Origin of the sequence: Embleya sp. NPDC008237, from assembly GCF_042956465.1 — a bacterium.
Taxonomy (GTDB): domain Bacteria; phylum Actinomycetota; class Actinomycetes; order Streptomycetales; family Streptomycetaceae; genus Embleya.
Map to the genome: position 1 here is coordinate 1 of NZ_JBIBGL010000020.1, position 17,610 is coordinate 17,610.

At 67.9% G+C, this 17,610-nt stretch carries 16 protein-coding genes and 1 pseudogene; 6 read left to right on the forward strand and 11 right to left on the reverse strand.

All coding sequences use genetic code 11. The features are described 5' to 3' along the window. Positions 1 to 523 precede the first annotated feature (523 nt). Positions 524 to 1,075, forward strand: a complete 552-nt coding sequence (locus tag ACFZBU_RS38745; protein WP_391588467.1) for a hypothetical protein — start codon at positions 524 to 526, stop codon at positions 1,073 to 1,075. Between the two features lie 340 nt (positions 1,076 to 1,415). Here ACFZBU_RS38745 and ACFZBU_RS38750 read toward each other — a convergent pair whose 3' ends face one another. The 3 genes from ACFZBU_RS38750 to ACFZBU_RS38760 form a co-directional block, all read right to left on the reverse strand. After that, positions 1,416 to 2,927 (reverse strand): serine protease, encoded by a 1,512-nt coding sequence (locus tag ACFZBU_RS38750; protein WP_391588468.1) that lies wholly within the window; start codon positions 2,925 to 2,927, stop codon positions 1,416 to 1,418. Positions 2,928 to 2,931: 4 nt separating this feature from the next. After that, on the reverse strand, positions 2,932 to 3,249 hold the full coding sequence (locus ACFZBU_RS38755; protein WP_391588469.1) for a trypco2 family protein: 318 nt from the start codon (positions 3,247 to 3,249) through the stop codon (positions 2,932 to 2,934). Positions 3,250 to 3,459: 210 nt separating this feature from the next. Beyond that, complete coding sequence (locus tag ACFZBU_RS38760) at positions 3,460 to 3,885, reverse strand: transposase (protein ID WP_391588669.1); 426 nt, start codon at positions 3,883 to 3,885, stop codon at positions 3,460 to 3,462. 275 nt (positions 3,886 to 4,160) lie between these two features. Here ACFZBU_RS38760 and ACFZBU_RS38765 point away from each other — a divergent pair. Both ACFZBU_RS38765 and ACFZBU_RS38770 read left to right on the forward strand, forming a co-directional pair. Beyond that, positions 4,161 to 4,481, forward strand: a pseudogene (locus ACFZBU_RS38765) (DUF6615 family protein); the annotation flags it as partial. Between the two features lie 103 nt (positions 4,482 to 4,584). Beyond that, complete coding sequence (locus ACFZBU_RS38770; protein WP_391588675.1) at positions 4,585 to 5,040, forward strand: hypothetical protein; 456 nt, start codon at positions 4,585 to 4,587, stop codon at positions 5,038 to 5,040. A gap of 285 nt (positions 5,041 to 5,325) precedes the next feature. Here the strand turns inward: ACFZBU_RS38770 and ACFZBU_RS38775 are convergent, their stop codons facing one another. Both ACFZBU_RS38775 and ACFZBU_RS38780 read right to left on the reverse strand, forming a co-directional pair. After that, positions 5,326 to 6,522: a hypothetical protein gene (locus ACFZBU_RS38775; RefSeq protein ID WP_391588470.1), complete on the reverse strand. Its 1,197-nt coding sequence runs from the start codon at positions 6,520 to 6,522 to the stop codon at positions 5,326 to 5,328. Between the two features lie 39 nt (positions 6,523 to 6,561). Further along, positions 6,562 to 7,467 carry an abortive infection family protein gene (locus ACFZBU_RS38780; protein WP_391588471.1) on the reverse strand — a complete coding sequence of 302 codons (906 nt, stop codon included), beginning with the start codon at positions 7,465 to 7,467 and terminating at the stop codon, positions 6,562 to 6,564. Between the two features lie 260 nt (positions 7,468 to 7,727). Here ACFZBU_RS38780 and ACFZBU_RS38785 point away from each other — a divergent pair, with 260 nt between their 5' ends. Next, the gene (locus ACFZBU_RS38785) at positions 7,728 to 8,423 is read left to right on the forward strand and encodes a hypothetical protein (protein WP_391588472.1); all 696 of its coding nucleotides are present in this window, start codon (positions 7,728 to 7,730) and stop codon (positions 8,421 to 8,423) included. A gap of 179 nt (positions 8,424 to 8,602) precedes the next feature. Here ACFZBU_RS38785 and ACFZBU_RS38790 read toward each other — a convergent pair whose 3' ends face one another. The 3 genes from ACFZBU_RS38790 to ACFZBU_RS38800 form a co-directional block, all read right to left on the reverse strand. After that, complete coding sequence (locus tag ACFZBU_RS38790; RefSeq protein ID WP_391588473.1) at positions 8,603 to 8,803, reverse strand: hypothetical protein; 201 nt, start codon at positions 8,801 to 8,803, stop codon at positions 8,603 to 8,605. Between the two features lie 330 nt (positions 8,804 to 9,133). Next, positions 9,134 to 10,183: a hypothetical protein gene (locus tag ACFZBU_RS38795; RefSeq protein WP_391588474.1), complete on the reverse strand. Its 1,050-nt coding sequence runs from the start codon at positions 10,181 to 10,183 to the stop codon at positions 9,134 to 9,136. Positions 10,184 to 10,397: 214 nt separating this feature from the next. Beyond that, on the reverse strand, positions 10,398 to 11,672 hold the full coding sequence (locus tag ACFZBU_RS38800) for a hypothetical protein (RefSeq protein ID WP_391588475.1): 1,275 nt from the start codon (positions 11,670 to 11,672) through the stop codon (positions 10,398 to 10,400). A 443-nt stretch (positions 11,673 to 12,115) separates the two neighbouring features. Between ACFZBU_RS38800 and ACFZBU_RS38805 the strand changes: the two genes are divergently transcribed. Beyond that, positions 12,116 to 14,257, forward strand: coding sequence for a hypothetical protein (locus ACFZBU_RS38805; RefSeq protein ID WP_391588476.1), 2,142 nt, complete (start codon positions 12,116 to 12,118; stop codon positions 14,255 to 14,257). 266 nt (positions 14,258 to 14,523) lie between these two features. On the opposite strand, the gene ACFZBU_RS38810 is transcribed toward ACFZBU_RS38805, so the two are convergent. The 3 genes from ACFZBU_RS38810 to ACFZBU_RS38820 form a co-directional block, all read right to left on the reverse strand. Beyond that, positions 14,524 to 14,718 carry a hypothetical protein gene (locus ACFZBU_RS38810; RefSeq protein ID WP_391588477.1) on the reverse strand — a complete coding sequence of 65 codons (195 nt, stop codon included), beginning with the start codon at positions 14,716 to 14,718 and terminating at the stop codon, positions 14,524 to 14,526. Further along, the gene (locus ACFZBU_RS38815; RefSeq protein WP_391588478.1) at positions 14,718 to 15,002 is read right to left on the reverse strand and encodes a hypothetical protein; all 285 of its coding nucleotides are present in this window, start codon (positions 15,000 to 15,002) and stop codon (positions 14,718 to 14,720) included. Before ACFZBU_RS38815 ends, ACFZBU_RS38810 begins: the two co-directional genes overlap by 1 nt. A 161-nt stretch (positions 15,003 to 15,163) precedes the next feature. Next, positions 15,164 to 16,429 (reverse strand): hypothetical protein, encoded by a 1,266-nt coding sequence (locus tag ACFZBU_RS38820; protein WP_391588479.1) that lies wholly within the window; start codon positions 16,427 to 16,429, stop codon positions 15,164 to 15,166. 173 nt (positions 16,430 to 16,602) lie between these two features. Here ACFZBU_RS38820 and ACFZBU_RS38825 point away from each other — a divergent pair, with 173 nt between their 5' ends. Further along, the gene (locus tag ACFZBU_RS38825) at positions 16,603 to 16,824 is read left to right on the forward strand and encodes a hypothetical protein (RefSeq protein WP_391588480.1); all 222 of its coding nucleotides are present in this window, start codon (positions 16,603 to 16,605) and stop codon (positions 16,822 to 16,824) included. Positions 16,825 to 17,610: the final 786 nt, after the last annotated feature.

Here is a 17,610-nt window from a genome sequence, read left to right on the forward strand (position 1 = left end):
CCTGGTCCTGAACGCGGCCCAGTGGGCACTGGTCGTATCCGGCCTGGACCGGTGGGCGGACGTCGGCGACAGCCTCGGTATTCCCGAACACGCGGTCATGGCGAACGAGGAACGGAACATCGCGGCACTGATCCGCGCCCGGCTCGCCGAGCAAGGATGGGCATCCCCCGAGTGAGTGGACCCGGACGCCGACACGAACCCCACGTCAGGTTCCGCTCGACTGGACACCCCATCCCACCACCGACGACCGATCCCGAACCCTCCACGGACTCGGCACCGCGAAGTAGACGACACCGAACGCCGCCCCGAATCATCGGCACCCTCGGCCCTGCCGCGCGCGGAGATTCCCGCCCGGGAGGCCGCACCATCACCGACTCGCCCGCGGCGCACCCGAACCCCCGCGCCGCCGGAGGCAACCCGCAGGGGTGAATCCGGCGGCGGGCCTTTCCCGCTCTCCGCTCCGCCGCCCTAATGTCGGCCCGTGACACCTCCCGCACCAGACGTTCTGACCGATCTCATCCGCATGCGCGTCGCACAGTGCATGGACACCCTGTTCTCCGTCCTGACGAGCAATCGCGAGACCGCCCACGATTGGGGCGAGTGGGCCCGATCCACCCCGTACCTCCTGGGCGACGCGCTCAATTCCCTCGACTGCCTCGTCGGACCGCTCACCGTCTACCTGCACTGGCACGGCATCGATCGGGACCAGCTGTCCAAGTGCCTCCAGCACGAGTACCGGATCCAGGAATCCCTGGACGACAACATCGCCTGGGGATATGTGGCCGGCCTGTGCGGGGACGGCGGACCACCGATCGACACCGACGAGGCGCACGCCGGATTCCTGATGGCCGGCCGCGACATGAACGACATGACGCGTCCGGAGACCGACGCGCGGTCCCAGGCGGCGGAGGCCGTCCTCCTGGCCTTCACGAGCGACGCCCTGTACGAGGAACTCGCCGAGGTGATGCCCGAGTCGGTCCGGCGCTGCTCCGCCGCGATGCGCGTCGCCCTGGCCGCCTTGCGCGCAGAGGTCGAGGTTCGAGGAAAGGAATCGATGTCGCACCACCCGATGTGAACGGCGCGGCCCCCGCGGTCCCGTCCACGTCGGCGGACCGGCCGTTGCGGTGGGTCGGTCGCGGGGAGGCCGTGATCGCCTGGAGAACTGCCCTGGCTCGACGTCGAACAGGCGGCGCTGATCGCTACCAACTGTCCTGCCGGGGAGGATGTGGCGCCGGCACTCGACTACCGCGCCGATCCCTCGGACCCCTGTGTCGTCGGCAGTGACGTCTGGACGGAGCACTGTCCTTTCGTATGGCGGGTTGTTGCAACCGCCTTCGCCACCTTTGGAGTTGCCGAACCGCAGGCGCTGACCCAAAGAATAGATCAGTCGAAACGGGACTTGTTCTGAAAGGAAATCAGCTGACTCTCACATACTCCAATCCGCTCCGATTTGGTCCATATTTTTGCCTCCAAAAGACCGGGGTTGATCCGATTTTAGTATCACAGTCCTGAGGTCCGGTTCCGGGTTGATGATCGCTCGCTGCCAGCAGAAAGCACGAACTAACCCTATCCCCGGAGTCGGTAATGGAAATCGCATGGAAAGCAACGTAGTCGAAGAATGGATCGTTCGGTGCAGGCAGCTCAGTGCTTGACTTTTCATAACCATCAATCCCATTGATCATCCCGGTCACAGTGAGTTTCCGAGGAATATCTACCAGGATGGGCGTAGTTGACTGTCGCGCCAGGATGGCGCCCGGGGGCTGGAAGCGAAATTGCAATTGATTTGGCCCGCATCCTCGATTGATTTCCCCGGACGCGGGGGTTGTGAACCCGCGTGCCAGCCCGGAGTCGACGGAAACTGAAGCTTGTTTGATTTTCCCCGAAGAATCTACAGTAACCGGCTCTTGGACGCCATAGACGAGAATGAAGGGGACTTCCGCACAAGCCGGGCCATTGTATGTGACAATTAGCTCGACCTTGTCGAGGCGCTGTTCCTTGTTTTGAGGATTGTGAAGAGGAAGGATGACCCTGTACGATTTGTCTGATATGGCTGCGGTGAATCCCAAGTTCTCTATTTTTCCTGTGCCCTGGGGGGCTTTTCCTGAGGGTGGTCCGTCCGGAGTTCCACCCAGGGCTATCGCCAGCGTCGCCACGCCGACGGCAGCTTTCAGCGCGCGAGCCCGTCTCCTGACAAAAGAGTTGCGACGCCGCGACGCCACGGAACGCAGCCCCTGCGTGGGCGTCGACTGGGCCTGCGGCAGCACGGGCAGGTCCCCGGCCGACACCGGCAGCTCCAAGTGCTCACACGCAAGCGTCAGTTCCTCTGGGGTGAGCCGTGCGTACCAGGAACTGACGGTCGTCAGCGTCAACCGCGGGCCCTGCGAACGGTGATGTTCCTTGATCAGACCGATCAGGTGTCCGTCGACGAACACCGCGGACCCGGACATGCCTGCCCACGGCGACTCCGCCGGATCCGGGTCGGGCGGCGGCACGGCGGTGGCGATCGTCAGGTCGCCCGTACGCAGACCCGACCCCGGCTCGACGGTGCCCCGCAGGTGGTGGCTGTCCCGGCTCGACCGTCCGCCGGTTGTGGCCTTCAGCATGAACAGCGGGAATCCGACGGCGTCGCAGCGGATCTTCCCCGCCACCTTGCGTTCGACGCGGGCATACCGTACGCAATCGCCGTTGACCTCCGATTCCTCATCAAGGAGCAGGATCGCGAGGTCCGCGTTCGCTGAGGTCAGAACCGTTTGGGCCGTCTGTTCCCAACTGCTGAGGTCGGGTCCGAAGCGCACCACCCGGATCGGTCCTGGCACGGTGACGGCGTGCTCGGCCGTCAGGACGACGCCGGGCCGTACGACATATCCCGAGGCCCGGCCGCCCTCCGAACAGACCTGGACCACCCGGGCCAGGTCGAGGCCTGCCACCGGATCAGTCCTCGTTCTGCTGGGCCTGACCGGACACCTTGGCGCTTCTCGGTGGGGTCGACGGGTTCGCCGGATCGACGATGACCGGCGTCAACGGAACAGTGATCTTGTGCAGGGATCCCCGGCTCACACCCACCTCGGCATTCGTCTCCGCGACCCAGAAACGCACCTTGCCCTTGACGGCGGCGTCGAGCTTCATCTCAACGTGGGTCTCCAGCACGATGGTGCCGAGCTCAAACTGGATCGACTCGCCGGCGGCGGCCGTGACGGCCGTGCCGATCTCTGCACGCAGGTCCTGGATCATCTTCGACAGTTCGATCATCGTTCCCCCACCGTTCGGATGCCCCTGCCGAAAGGTACGGGCCGGTGGCGGGTTTCCGCAGAGGAACGGGTGGAGTCGAGGGAAGACCCCAGGAAGGGGTGCCCGTCGAGGTAATCATGATTCTGCACGTGATTGATCACCTGCTGTCAGGTTCTCCGGTCCCGGAGATCCGGAGCTTTGCCGCCACGTCCAAGGGACCAAGTGACATGTTCACCCGCTCGGGAAAATCCTCACTCGTCCTGACCGGCCGGCCGGGTCAACAGCACCAGCGTCCCGCTGCGCTGCAGCGCCTGCCGCGTCACCGGATCCCCGGCCGCGGTTCGGCCAGCGGTTCCGGTGACGACAGCGCACCGCCTCGGCGGCCTGACGGTCCGACAGGTTCATCACGTACTGCAGCACGCAGACGGTGGCCAGTCGTGCGGGCGCGAGCCCGGGGCGCCCGTCACGCGGATACCAGGCGGTGAAGTCCTCGTCGTTCCACGATCGGAAGGGCCACATACAGACGCCGCGCCACCGCCGTGATGGCCTATTGGCTCGGCGACGCCGATCGACCCGTCGCGAGGACCCGATCCGAATGGTCAAATAGACCACTGAACCGAATCGTCGGCCTCGACACTCCCGTGAACATGGACACATCGCTGGTGTGCCACCGTCAACCTTTTCCGAAAGCGCCAACGGCACCGCTGCACAATTTCGTCGCGCCCGTGGGTGTCCACAGGCGACGGTGATGTCGTTGTCGTAGCCGGTGACAACTTCCCGCTGGCTGTTGGCATCCGCCAGGATAGGTTGTCGCACTACCGGGACTCGTGATCGTCGAGACCCCCTGCCGTGCCACCAAGAGGATCCCGGTGACCGACGAGTTCGCGCTGCACAAAGCTTTGGTCCGAGCACGAGGGAAGGTCGACGAGCTCATGACCTTCTGGGAGATCACCGACGGAGTATGGCGCGAGGAGAGTGCCACGGACACCCTCTGTCAGGCTGCCGCGCCGTACGTCAAACCGGTGGTGTTCAACCGGACTCAGGAGGCTGAGACGGGCGCCGATTGGCTCTGGTGGTGGATGGACGACACCGGAGCCTGCTTCGGGATGCTGTCACAGGCCAAGAACCTCAAACGCCGAGGCGACTCGTGGCACGTCGATGTCGAACACGCGAACAAGAAGGGCGAACAGATCGCGCTGTTGTCCCGCACGGCAGCCCACTTCGATGTTGCCCCCGTGTACGTGTTGTACAGCGGGAGTCCCACGTATCGTGCGGGGCTCGATTGCGGACTACCGCACACCGCGGAGACGTGCGCCGAGTCGCCCAGGGCTGGCCGGCGTCTCTGTGATCAGCACGATGCTCGTCCAAGACCTGCGGACCCTCTCCGGGCCCACTTTGGGGCAGGAGATGTTGCACTACTCCGCCCCTCTCGAAGACTTGGCCGACCCCGGCCTGCGTGGCAACCCTGTCCGCGATCTGCCCGGTCGGCGGTGTGGTCCGGCACTCACGGCCTTCCTCAAGGATCCGCAGTACGGAGCCCGAAGTGTCGCGAAGGAGATCTTCCGGCAACTCTCCGAGGCCCGCAGACGCCAGTTCTCGATGGCAACCGACGAACGAACCACCCACGGAGAGAGCAAGGTCTTCCCCGAACTCCCGACCGACCGGGGGCACTTCCCACGCCCCTACTTTCCCGAGGTACTCTGCGGCCTGCGCACCGCGCTCCCGGGTTACGCACGCGATGCTCTGGAGGGTCGGACCGTCCCGACCGGGATCACCGACAAGCTCGCGGGCATCATCTTTGTCAGGATCTAGCCGGCATCCCTTGCCTGGGGTCCGAGTCGCCGTTGTCGCGGCTCCGGGCGTACCAGTGGGAGGAGTACAACTCCCGGGCCGCCGTGCGGCGGTCGATGAGTCGGTCGTGCGCACGGAGCCTGCCGCGATCGCCACCGTCGAGGGTCTAACCCCGCGTGTACGCGAGGTCCTGCCGGTCGCCTGCAGCCTGTCCCGCCGCGGGTCGCCACCGCTCGGCGCAGTGTGGGCGGCCAAGTACGGGAGCCAGCCGGACGCCGAATCGGTCGGGAGTGGTTTCGTGGGCCGTCAGGGGTGGCGCTCGGCGAGACGATCGAAGAACGCGGCGAGACGGCGGCCGGTGGCCGGGTTGTCGGTCAGTTCGGCGCCTCCGAAGCGGTAGACCTCGTAGCCCCGCAGGCGCAGTTCGCGGTCCTCGGCGACCATCTCGGCGTACCGGGAGGGGTCCGCGCGTCCCTTGGGGTCGGCGTAGTGCTGATTGCCGTCGCACTCGATCACGATCCGGACCCGTTGTGGGAGCAGCAGGAGGAAGTCCATGCGCTGTCGGGCCAACGGCGGGGTCGCGGGGGCGTGGTGGGCGCGGGTGTACGGGTCGTAGTGCAGGTACACCTGGGGTATCAGGGCCGGGATGTCGGGGCCGAGGCGGACATAGCGTTCCGCGTAGGTGCGCAGGATGCGGCGTTCGGCGTTGTTGTCGCCCAGGGAGCGGTCCAGGCGCGCGTACAGGCTGCGTGAGATGTCGTTCGCCGGTGCTTTGGTCATGTTCTCGCGGTCGGCCCACCAGGTGGTGAGGTCGCTCCAGGTCAGGCCGTGAGCAGCGGGAGGTCGGTCGTAGACCAGGCAGTGCTTGGTGTTCTCGACGATGGTGAGGTCGTTGTTGAGGGCGTCGCCGAGCACGATGCGGGGTTTGGGGCCGTCGGCGGCGAAGATCAGGTTCTTCACGGTTCCGGGCACGCCCGCGCCGATCGCGCGGGCGGCGAACACCGGGGCGCCGCTAATGTGTTCCACGGGGACGATTTCGTAGCCGTCGTGGACCAGCACCGAGTTCACAAGCGTGTGCAGCCGATTCACCTCGGCCAGGTCGGTGCGGACCTCGGGATGGAGCATCTCGGTCAGAAACCGCAGGAGCGCGCCGTCGCTCTCGGCGAGGCCGAAGCGTTCGTCCGTGAAGATCCAGTCGTCGTCCCCGTCACAGTCGTGGACGCGATGGCGGCCGATGTCCTCACGCGCGGTGGCGTGCCGCGGATCCTTACTGGGCAGCGCGTCCAGGTCGTGGAAACGGCGCAGGAACTCGACCTCGTCGAGATCCCCGCTCCATGTCGTCGCGAGGTCTTTGACCAGGCGACGGCGCGTGACGTGGGTGATGCGACCGGACCCGGCGATGACGCGCCTCCTCCACGAATCGGCAACGACACGGGCACCGCCTCGGGCGGGCGAGGAAAACGCCGGTCGAGCACGTGACTCGCCGCCACGATGCCATGTCACCCCGACACGGCGCCGGTAATCCCCGCACCCGCTCGGCGCTCAGGTCGAGGTCGCGCCACCAGCGGACGTGGCAGCCGCGTTCGCGCGTCGCCACGGGGCATCGGGGTCGACAAGGGTGTCGAGCATCAACTCGCACCAAGTGGCGGCGGTGCCCACCGCGAACCGCGCGTGCCGCGGCCCCAGGCCCGTGGGGGCGGTCAGGCGGCCGTGGCCGGTGCCGTAGCGGTTGCGCAGCTCGGCCACGCCAATAGCAGCCGAGGTGAGCGCGCCCAGGATGCGCTTGATGCTCTCCGCGTTGTCCGGGGCCGCCCCGGAGGCGGTGGGCGGCGCCGATGTGGGGTGCAGGTGGAGGGCGTGCTGAGCCTGCTTGACGAGCGCGGGGAGATCCAGGCGCTCGTCGACCGGTAGACCGCGCTCGAGGAGAACGACCTTCGCGGTGGCCTCGATCAACTGTTTCGCGGCACCGATCGCGTCGTCCGGATAGTCCGCCCCGAACCTGCGCACCCGCTCCAACTCGGCCTGGATCCCCGAGGGCTTCGTCAACATGTCCGTGCGGACCACCAGGTGGGCGACCCTGGCGGTGTGCAGCCGCAGGTCGTCGTCCAGGCGCACACCGTCGCGCGCGAACGCCTCCCGCAGATCCGCCAGTGAGTCCGTGGGGATCCCGCCGCCGTCGCGGCGGCTGTCGCGGTCAACACGGCGCAGCAGGGTCTCGAACACCCGCAGTGCGCGGGCGACGTGGTCGGCGTCGGTCCAGTCGACGGCGGTGGCGTAGGAGTCGAACGTTTGCTTGCGCACGCTGCCCTCGCCCGGTGTGAAGTTGGGGTCGGGGGCGAAGTGTTCGTTCTCCCAGTACTCCGCGATCGCTGCCTTCGCGAGACCGGTCAGCTCCCCGCGCACGGCGTTGCGGGCGGTACGGGAGAGGAGTTCGCGTTGCACGGCCATACCCAGACGGTAGAGCCGGGTGCGGCGCGGTGCGCAGGAGTTTCGCATCGCGGGCTCCGAGGGGTGGGTTTGTCGCGCGCGAGGCCGCGGTTCCAGTGGTCGAGCGGTATCCAGGTGTACGGGCGGCGGGTGATCGGGGGCGTTGTCCTGAGTCCGCACCACTCGACGGGTAGGCCCGTTTGGGGGCGTCTTGGCTCGCGAGGAGCGTGGGGTCGAAATTGTGATGGCGGTGGAACGGCCGTGCGGCCCATGCTGATGGCATGGGTGAGACAGAGGATCTGCACAGCCTTCCGCGGCCGAAGTGGGCGATTCACGAGATTGCGATCGTCGGGGGCTCCCGGGAGGACGAGTTCGTGATCGCCGCCGGGTTCCTACGGGTCGCCGAGGCCGGGGCGCGCCGCTGGATCGAGCATGGTCCGGACGACAGGCTGCCGATTCCGATCTTGTACAACTATCGCCACGGCATCGAGCTCACGTTGAAATGGCTGATCCGGCTGACCGCACGATGCGCGGTGCGCGGCGGCTACACGGGCCCGGAGAACCTCAGCCCCTTGAAGCTGGACGAAAAGCTGCGCACGCACAACATCAGGAAGTTGGCGGACCGACTCGACCGATACATGGGACTGCTGGAGCTCGAGCCCCCGAACAATCGCATCGACAACGCGTCCCGACAGCTCCTGGACTGGCTCGACAGCGAGGACGAGACCGGCGAGACCTACAGGTACAGCACAGTCGGACACGGGGAGAAGAAGGCGGCGGCGCGCCCCGTTCAGACGAACCTCAACTTCTACGAGCTGGTCAGGGAGGTGCACGAGCTCGCCACCCTGCTGCATGCGGGTTACGCCGGATTCCTGGACAACCACGAGCAGATGCAGATCGACTACTACGTCGACATGCGCGACCTCTACGCCGACATCGACTTCGCCCCCGACGTCGATCACTACACGGGTCTGTAAGCCCGGGCGGTCTGTGCTCCGCGCAGGAAGCCACCCGTGACTCGGCCGAGCCAAGCGCGGGCTTCGGCACATCCGAGGAGGGGACGGTACGGCCCGTGGGCCGTTCCCGACACGCGGCATCTCCCGGAGCATCGACGACCGGGTCCCCGAAGGGGTTGGGTGCCGGGAAGCCGGATGCGTCACCACACGCCCCGTGGCGTCGCACGCTCCGGATACGTACCGGCCGTGCCGGGTTGGACGTTCCGGCCTTCGGCGACGTCGGTGCGGATGTCGTTCGTCGCTGTCAGACTCGACGGGTGGTGAATGCTGGCACGGATCTCGTCGCGTTGCGGCGCATCGTCGAAGCGGCTACGTCCGATCTCGGCGACGTGAACACGCACACGACGCTCTGCGAGGCGTGCGCGCTCCTGGGTCTGCCCACGCCCCCGGGCGAGGGCTCGAAGCACGCGCGCGTGACCGCGAGCGTGGCGGCGCTGCCCGACGCCGGTCTACCGGCGGTCGCGAAGGAACTTCTCGGGGCGTTGGACGATGTCTGCGAGGTCGAGTGCGCGGGCGATCTCACGGCGCGTCCGCTTCGGGATCGACGGATGATTCTCGCCCTCCCCCGTCGTGGTCGACCCGGCTCAGCCGGGGCACCAAGGCCATTGCGCGGCCGAGTCGGCGGGGCGAGGACTGCGTGCAAGGTTTCGGGTACGGGGTCGTCGACCAGCTCAGCCGAAAACGGCTTGGCGGGCCTGCTCGGCCTGGGCGAGCAGCAGGGTCAGTGCTGCGGACGCGCCTCCGAGTCCGGTCAGCCGGTTCTGGATGCCGTCGAAGAGCGCGCGTACGCGTCCGGGCTCGGGGTTCTCCTGGTCCACGAGTTCGATGAGGATCTCGGCGTCGCGGACGATGTCCGCTTCCTCCTGTGGGGTGCCCTGCAGCGTCGGGGCGATCTGGCGAACGAGTTCGGCCCAGTCCCGTACGGCGGAGGCGTCGAATCCGTGGTGGTTGTTCTGGGTGAAGTCGCTTTGGTTGCCGACGACGCTGTTCGGGGAGTTGTGCACGTTCCACGTGTTGCCGGCCTGGGGGGCGGGGGTGTTCACGGAGCCTCCGGAGAGTACGCGGTCGATACCGCGTTGAGTGATCTGTGCCGCGACCGCGGCGGGGTCGTCGGTGAGGCGGGCGAATCCGTGGCGCACGAGGCGCTCGAGCGCGCCGGTGACCTCGTCCGTCGTGAGTGGGTCCCCGGCGAATCGGCAGTCGCGGGAATCCGCGAACGCGGTGACGGCAACCGCCTCGCCGCCGGGGCCGGTGTCGTACATCCATCGCAGAAGGGCGTCGCACGCGTGGGCGAATCGAGCGGCGCGGTCCGAACGGAGTCGGGCCAGACGTCGGGCCGCCAGTTCTCCCGCGTCCGTGAGGATGACGGTCCTGCTTCCGCTTCCGAAGGTCCGGAGCACCTTCGCCAGGCCCTGTTCCTCGAGGCGAAGTCCGAGGATGTCCGCCTCGCCCGGCGGCAGATCCCCCTCTTCGTCGGTGAAATGGGAGAGGTTTTGGTACCGCCCGGGATGTGATGCCGTGCGCTGTGCAAGCCATGTCACCAGGCGGGACATGACGGGGTCCTGTTCGAGGGGTTCGCCGGACATCCGGGGTGACGCGATCGACTCGACGCGCATGGGTACCGACACGGGGTGCTTGCGCGCGGCACGCTCGAGGCCCTTGGCGATCTCCCGCATGGCTTTGTCGAGCTCGCGCTGATTGATCTTGAAGCTGCTGCCCAAGGGAACTCCCCAACCGATGACGATGATCCATGCTAATCCGCCCGGACGACACGGAGATGGCGTGAACGTGCGGGTGCGCCGGGCCGGGAGGGCCGGCGCCCCCGGGCTCGGGTGGTCATCCGCCGCCACCACGACCGTGGAGGTCTGACTTCCGCGGTCGCGGTGCGACGCCGCCTGCGGGTGCCGACGCGCGGGCGGGTGTTCGGGGCGCGGTTCAGTTCTCGGCGAAGTACGACTGCGCCATGCGGCGGATGCGTGCCAGGCGCTTGGAGACGGCGCTGTGGTTGGCGTAGCCGAGGATGTCCGCGATCTCCGTCCTGCTGGTCACCCCGCTGTTGAGCAGTACCACGATCCGACGGTCGCGGACGTCGAGCAGGGCGAGGAAGTCGTTGGTGACGAGGTTGCCGAGGACCTCGCTCTCGGGTCCCTGGACCGGGATGGTGTCGGTCAACTCCACGAACGTCACCTTGACTTTGCGTCGTTTGCCGTGGAGCTTGCGTTCGAAGTCCTCGCGGGCGTACGACCATCGGTCGGAGAAGTCGTCCTCGATCCGGTGGGAGCGCACGGCGTCGAGGATGTCACGCAGTCGGCCGATGCGGTCCGCGGCCTCCACGGTCTCGTCGAGCGCCTCGCGGGCGTCCTCCTCCCCGAACCACACGACGCCGCCCGCCCGGGGGTTGCCGGCCACGGCCCCCGCGAGCAGGCTGCCGTCCTCCAGGGTCACCGGCCCCGGCGTCGTGCCGTTGTCGATCTCGGGGAAGTCGCGCAGTCGGTCCTGGACGGCGGTGGTGACCGCGGGCACCCAGAAGTCCAGGTTGTGGGCCAGTAGTCGGATCGGGTCGTCGGCAGAGAACGCCCTCATCCCCGACCCGGAGATCATCCGCGGCCACACGGTCCACGCCCAGGCGCGGGCCAAGCGGTCCTCGAAGTCGGGCGGCAGGAAGTCGTCGATGCCCGCGTGGTCCATCATGAACGGCCACATGCCACCTCGCAGCAGCGGGAGGCCGAACCTCTCCAGGACGTGTCTGGGCAGCAGGTGGAACAACGGGGCGTACTCGAAGTACCTCGAACGGGTACGCGGCACGAACGTGATGTTGACGTCGCCCAGGTCCGCGATTCGCGCCATGGGATCCGGCAGATCCTCCATGTCGAAGCAGCGGCGCCGGAACTGGGCGGCCTCCCACAGCATGTTCCACTGTCCGACCGCAGCGGCGAACTCCAAGCCGCCTTTGAGCGGCGGCATCGGCAATACCGCGTACTCCGCCGGATCCGGTGCCAACGGGCGGACCATGCCACCGAAGAGGTATCCGGCGGAGAGGTTGCGCAGGGAGGGGAACTCCTGCGAGGTCGCTCGGGCCTGCGGCAGGAATAGGTCGTCACGGCGCCGTGCCCGCATCTCCGTGGTGGTCGGCTCGTCCTCGCCGCCCGACGCGTCCGCCACCGGGGGCCGGCTCGGGTCCTGACCGATCCGCTCATCCATGAATGTCATACCTATCCCACGACACTCACCGCCGAGTTCGTTCCGCGCATCGGAAGATCTCGCCCTTGAGCGTCACGAGGACCCGCCCGGTGCTCGTGCGCGACCGCACCGGCAGGCCCGTCGTCGTGTGGTCCACGTCCCACCACTGCCCGGCCCGGGGACGGCGGAATCCGAGGTCGAGGGTGCGACGCCACGATCGCCGTGACGGTGCGAGGAAACCGCCGTGGGCGCAACGTGCACCGTATGTGCCTGTCATGACGTGAGTGCAGGGGCGTTCTTCGGCGTGGCAAAGCGGTTCGTAGGCGGCTCGTGCCGCGTAGTCTGCGCCCGGTTGACGTGTCAGTCGAGATCACGTGCGGTTGGTCCGAAGCTTGCGGTCGCGGTTGCCTCTGGGCGGGCGAGTGCTGTGCGGGACTCGATGGGCCGGGTGGTGGAGTGGAAAGGGTGCGTTCATGCAGCGCAGGGAGTACCTCGGTCAGTTTCCGATGCGGGTGGCAGTCCTGCCGTCCCGGGTGGTGTATCTCATCGAGGAGGGTGGCTCGGCGGGGTTTCGTCGGGCCGTACGTGAGGCGAGTTCGCGCTGGGGCGGGGTCACGGAGCCGATCGTGGAGGTTCCGGCCGACGGACAGGTCACAGAAGCGTTCCGGGAGATCGTCGCCGCGGCCGACGTCCAGGTCGCGGTGAGTGTCGATCTGGACGAGGTGCGGGCGCAGCAGGCTGCGGATCAACTCGGGCTTCGGGTGGAGCCGTTGGCGGACATCGATCGTGTGGGGTCGCTGAGTGGGTGTACGTGCCCGCCGTTTGCGGTGTCGCCGTCCGGTCGGACCGGGGGGAGCCTGGTCATGGCTCAGGGCGACGCGCCGCTGTGGCAGGTCGCCGCTGCGGGCGAGTTGGACGCTGTCCACCTTGCCGATGCCGGACCTTGGCTGTCGGTGTACCGGCCCATGACCGATGCCGAGATCGGCAGTGCTCAGATTCATGGGACGACGTTGCTGGACCGGACGGCGGCGCAGTTCCATGAGCACGCGTCGACGGGGGTCGGTGGTGTGGTCGGTGGTCCTGTGACCATCGTCGTCACCGATCCCGACGACGTGGGTTCGTGCGTCTGGTTCTGGAATCTGCGGGCCCTGCGGGCGCGGACGATCAATCCCACTCACGTCATGCTGGTGCCGCGGGGTGGTGTCGAGCCCTGGATCCACTTTCCCGAGCAATTGAGGGAACTCGTTCTGACCGGTCATGACCGCTCACCCGACGTCGCGCTGGTTTCTTTGACGGCGCCGGAAGAGGAGTTGCACCGGCTCGGGAGCCACTTGGAAATGACCCACACGCCAGGCGCCGACATCACCGCGGTCCCCGGAGCGCCGCGCTCTCCGGGTTTCTCCTACATCGTCAACCAGGAGCCTCGAACGTGGTTGGTGTTCGACCGGTCCTGGGGCGCCACCACCCATGTGGATCTGCATCTGTACGCCGGCGAGAACAGGGTCGAGTTCGCTTCACCGGTCTCCTTCGACCGCCCGGGTCGCGCCCTCGTGCGATTGACGAGCGTGGCCTTCGACGGCCTGCCTCGACGTCCGGCCGTCGCCGGGATGGTCACCGCGTCCGCCACCTGGCACAGGGACAGCCTCCAACTGCAGACCTCGGCGGACCGGCGGCACCGCATGAACCTGACGATCCCCGACGCTTCCTCGGTCACCGAGCGCCTGCTGGAGGAGGCGACCGACCGGTGGGAGGTGTCGGACAAGGGACGCATCGCGCAGGGGGTGCTCGCCCAGCACGCCCCGGGCGCGCTCCTGCAGCCCGGAATGTACGAAACGATCATCGCCTTGTTCACCAAGCGGTCCAAGGAGTTGGCCAAGCAACTCAAGCTTGCGTATCGCGACGGTGACGCCGAGGAGGCGTCCCGGTTGGAGCTCGCCCGGGCATGGGGTGGTCGCGCCAGGAGAACCTATCGATCCGTCCAACAGCTCTCGGAAGATTCAGGACTCACCAAGCTCAGGAGCACGATTCCGGACGTGCTGGAAGCAATGTGTGGAGCCGGTTGGGCGGAGCGGGGCCTTGAGTCGGCTTGCGATCACTGCGGTCAGGAAATGTTCGTGCCCCTGGTGGAGACCACCGGTCCCGCGCCTTGCCCCGGCTGCGGAACGCCGGCGAGGTACCGCGTCGACGCCACCGGCCCCACGGTCGTGTACCGACTCAACACGTTCATCGACCTCGCCGCGGATCAGGGGGTCCTCCCGCACCTTTTGACCGTGGCCGCCTTGGCCGACGAACGCCCCGGTTCCCACCTGATCCCAGGTGCGAACGTGCACTTCCCCGCCATGAAGCGCGAGGTCGACATCTATGGGCTCTGGGGCGTGGAACTCCTCGCCGGGGAAATCAAGACCGACCCGGAACAGTTCAACGCCGAGCAACTCCAGCACGACATCGACGTCAGCGTTCGTCTCGGCGTCGACGTCCACGTGATGGCATCGGTGGGTGTCATCTCGCCGCAGCTTCGAGCCGAAGCGCAGAGCTTGTGCGGGCAGGCGAAGGTGCGCCTGCACGTTCTCGACAAATCCCAATTGCGACCGAGCGCGGATAGCACGAATGACTAGGGCTATGGGTGACCACCCGCCCCGTCACCCGCGTGACAAGCCGGGGCCGGCGGGCCAACGTCCCGCCTGGGCAGCCCTGATCGCGCTGCCGACGGTATCGGGCGGAGCCGCCGCGAGAGGTGTCCACCTCACCCGATCGTGATCGGGGCGGGTGCGGGAAGGGGCCATCGGGTGCCGGTGTCGGGGTCGCCCGCCCAGACGAACTGCTCGTCGTCGGCCGTGGGGGTCATACCGTGCTCGTACAGGACCACCGCGCCCGCCTCGATTCACGCGTCCCACGCGGCCTCGAGTTCGTCGACGAGCCGACGCGGACCGCCTTGGGAGGCGATCGCGGGTCCGGTCGGCGGCGTGGAGATCGTCGCCCAGAACTCGGCACCGTCGTGGAGGCGGGCGTGGACACCGTCGGTGTCGGCGGTGGTGTCGAACAGGACGTCGGGCAGGCACAGGCGCAGCGCCCACATCAGGTGGGCGTTGTCTTGGAGGGGGCGTGGTCGCGGGTAAGGGGGCGTTGGTGGTCGGGGTCGCGGTCGGCGCGGACTTGGCGGTGGGTGGGGGTGGTGGGTGTGCCGCGGGCGTTCATGAATTGGGCGAGGCCGTGGAGCCATCCGGTGGCGGAGCGGCCGTCCTTGCCGGTGGTGAGGGCGAAGTAGCCCAGGCGGGCCCAGGGGAAGACGATGTCGCCGCCGGGGCGGGTCTGTTCGATCCCGGCGCGGGGGACGCGTTCGACCGCGTAGGCGGCGATCAACCGGTCGAAGGGGCGGCCGGGGCCCAGCCGAGCGTGCCGTCGCCGCGTTCGACGTCCACTCGTTCGAGGTCGGATTTTCGAAACCGGCCCGGGGTGGTGCGCGTCGAGTAACTACCGAACCAGAGAACCCGAACCTTGCCCGGGTCTCGTGTCCTTTCCGGTCACCGTAGGCCGCCACGCATGGCCCGGTACAGGTCCGAATGCTCTCGATACATCTCGAGGGCAGCACGATCCCGCCCGGGCAGGGCATCGGCCTCGGGAAGTTCGTCCAGGAGGTTGCTTCCGTGGTCGGTGGCCGCCAATTCCCGGTCGTCGTCGACGTACACGGCGATCTCGGTGCCGTCGGGGGTGACGACGTAGTAGGTGTGGCCGGCGTGGATGTCGTCGCGGATGGGCTGCCGGCTCTCGACCCAGGTCCGGCGACGACCCTGTCGTAGTCGGGTGTATCCGCTGTAGGCGTAGGTCAGCCCGTTCTCGACGATGCGGTGCGTCACCTCGCGTCCGTCGTCCGCCGGCACGTTTCGCCCAGGCGGCCGTGCTGGGCGAGTGCCTTCGGCCGGTCGGACGGGCGGCGGCTCGGCCGCTGTCGGCACGGTGTCCTCAGGCTCGTGCCTGTGGTCGCCGGTGTCGGAGCTGTTCTCCTCCGTCGGGGAAGTCGCTTGGAAGGCGGCCAGGAGTGCGGCGGCGGCATTGTGTACCGGGTCGGTGGGATCTCCCTTGGCCAGGTCGACGAGGCAATGTAGGAAGGCCTCGTTGCGGAGCTGTTCCGCGAGGGGCGACGTCGTCGTCATTGCGGTGGCCAGGAGTTCGGCGATGGGCGTCGCGTCGGGGTTCGCCAACGCGTCGTGGAGGGCCTTCTCGAAGATCCGTGCCTCGAGGATTCCGGTGGCTTTCACCCACGTGTCCGTGCCGGGTGCCGGTTGGATGGGGCCGGGTGGGAGGTAGCCGAGCTTTCGGGCTTCGGCCAGCCATCTGGTGGCGGTGTCTCCGTCCACGTTCCATGTGTCCGTGATGGCCCGGCGGGGTGAGCGTCCGTCGAGGTCGCCTTCGACGGCCCGCCAGGCGACCTGGAGGAAGTGCTCGGGCGAATGGGAACGACCCTGCTTGGGCTGGTGTTTGCGCACGGCGGCCGCCAGGTGGGCGGGGCGCTCGTCCCACGCCTGCTTGAGCGCGCCGCGCAGGCGCTCGATCACCGTGTCGATCGGGGTGCCCGCGACGATCGCTCTGGTGAGGCTCCTCGGGTTGTCCAGGTCGCGTGGGGCGATCGTCAGACGGGTGATGCCGACGGTGCCGGCGACGATGCGTCCTTCGACCTCGTACACCCACTCGCCCGGGATGTCGTCGAAGGTGACGTGCACGCGTTCCTCGCCGCCGGCGAAGCGCATGATCCACCCCGCGACGCCGTCGCCCGGCCCGAGCGAGCGCATCCGTACCGGTTCGTCGTCGGTGGAAATACGGACCCCCCTGGTTTTCTGCGGTCTCGACAGCGTGGTGGTCGAGGCGACCCGCCCGCAAGGCTTGTACCCAGGCGAGACCGAGCCTCTGGCGCCAGAGCATGCACATCGCCGTGTCCATCATGGAGCGAGCAGGAAGAGGTCACATGAGCACGCACAACACCCAGGACGACGCACGGCTGCCCGTGCGTTGGGCGGTGATCCAGATCGTATCCGTGCCGGTCGGCGTGTCGGCCGGAACCGCCGCGGGCCTGATGGCCGGTGCCGCGTACGGCCCGGGCATCGGCGTGATGATCGGAATCGCCACGGGGATCCCCTCGTTCATCGCGACGATGGCCAAGATGCACAGCATGCTCCGCCGCACCTGACCCGACCGGGCGGGGCATCGTCGGGTACCCGACGGCACAAGTCGAGCCCGGCTGCGTCCCGGCCCGGTGGCGATCGGCGGCCGAACGGACATCGCCCGGTACACGCTCGCCGGGGGCGAACCCCTCGGCGGCGTGCCGGCGGCGTCGTGGCGGAAGTCGCCGACCACGACGGCCTGATGGTCGAGGACAGCCGTGCTGCGCGACGCCATCAACCCGGTCGAACGTCATCTCGAAGCCGCCGTCGGGTCCCCCGGCCCCACCGGCACGGGGCGCCCGGCGCGCATCGGGGGAAGTTCCCGCAGGCGATCCCCCGGACCAGGTCCGTGCGGGCGCGGCGATCGGGCAATCCTCCACAACGCTCGGCAGAGTGGGGGCAGCTCGACCCTCCACGTGAGGCGCACGGCGCGGGTGGATGTGACAACGCAGCACAGTCGGCGAAGGAAAGAGCGGAGGGCCTCGGCCCGGAGCGTTCCGACGCTTCGTGGTTGGCAGATGCGACGCGGGCCGGCCGGCAGCCAGCCGCCTCGACATGGCAGGTCGGCACCTTCCGAAGCGGCGTCGACCGTGAGGCGTTGCCGCAGGCGAGCGGAGCACCCCCGTCCGGTGCGCCAATGGTTCCCGATCGATCGCCACTGAAGTCGGACCACTGTGCGGTTCGTGCCATCGATCCTTCATCGCCCTGGTCCGAGCCTTGCCGGGTGCGGATGTATCCATAGGCACCCGGCCGACGCACTGCGCAACCGGTGGTCGTCGACGTCAACCGGCCGATTCCGCAGGGCTTTCGAC

Coding starts and splice junctions, on each gene's coding strand:
- ACFZBU_RS38745 (WP_391588467.1), top strand. CDS start 524: ATGCGCGTCGCACAGTGCATGGACACCCTGTTCTCCGTCCTGACGAGC.
- ACFZBU_RS38755 (WP_391588469.1), bottom strand. CDS start 3,249: ATGATCGAACTGTCGAAGATGATCCAGGACCTGCGTGCAGAGATCGGC.
- ACFZBU_RS38760 (WP_391588669.1), bottom strand. CDS start 3,885: ATGTGTCCATGTTCACGGGAGTGTCGAGGCCGACGATTCGGTTCAGTG.
- ACFZBU_RS38770 (WP_391588675.1), top strand. CDS start 4,585: ATGCTCGTCCAAGACCTGCGGACCCTCTCCGGGCCCACTTTGGGGCAG.
- ACFZBU_RS38780 (WP_391588471.1), bottom strand. CDS start 7,467: ATGGCCGTGCAACGCGAACTCCTCTCCCGTACCGCCCGCAACGCCGTG.
- ACFZBU_RS38785 (WP_391588472.1), top strand. CDS start 7,728: ATGGGTGAGACAGAGGATCTGCACAGCCTTCCGCGGCCGAAGTGGGCG.
- ACFZBU_RS38800 (WP_391588475.1), bottom strand. CDS start 11,672: ATGACATTCATGGATGAGCGGATCGGTCAGGACCCGAGCCGGCCCCCG.
- ACFZBU_RS38805 (WP_391588476.1), top strand. CDS start 12,116: ATGCAGCGCAGGGAGTACCTCGGTCAGTTTCCGATGCGGGTGGCAGTC.
- ACFZBU_RS38810 (WP_391588477.1), bottom strand. CDS start 14,718: ATGTGGGCGCTGCGCCTGTGCCTGCCCGACGTCCTGTTCGACACCACC.
- ACFZBU_RS38820 (WP_391588479.1), bottom strand. CDS start 16,429: ATGCGCTCGCTCGGGCCGGGCGACGGCGTCGCGGGGTGGATCATGCGC.
- ACFZBU_RS38825 (WP_391588480.1), top strand. CDS start 16,603: ATGAGCACGCACAACACCCAGGACGACGCACGGCTGCCCGTGCGTTGG.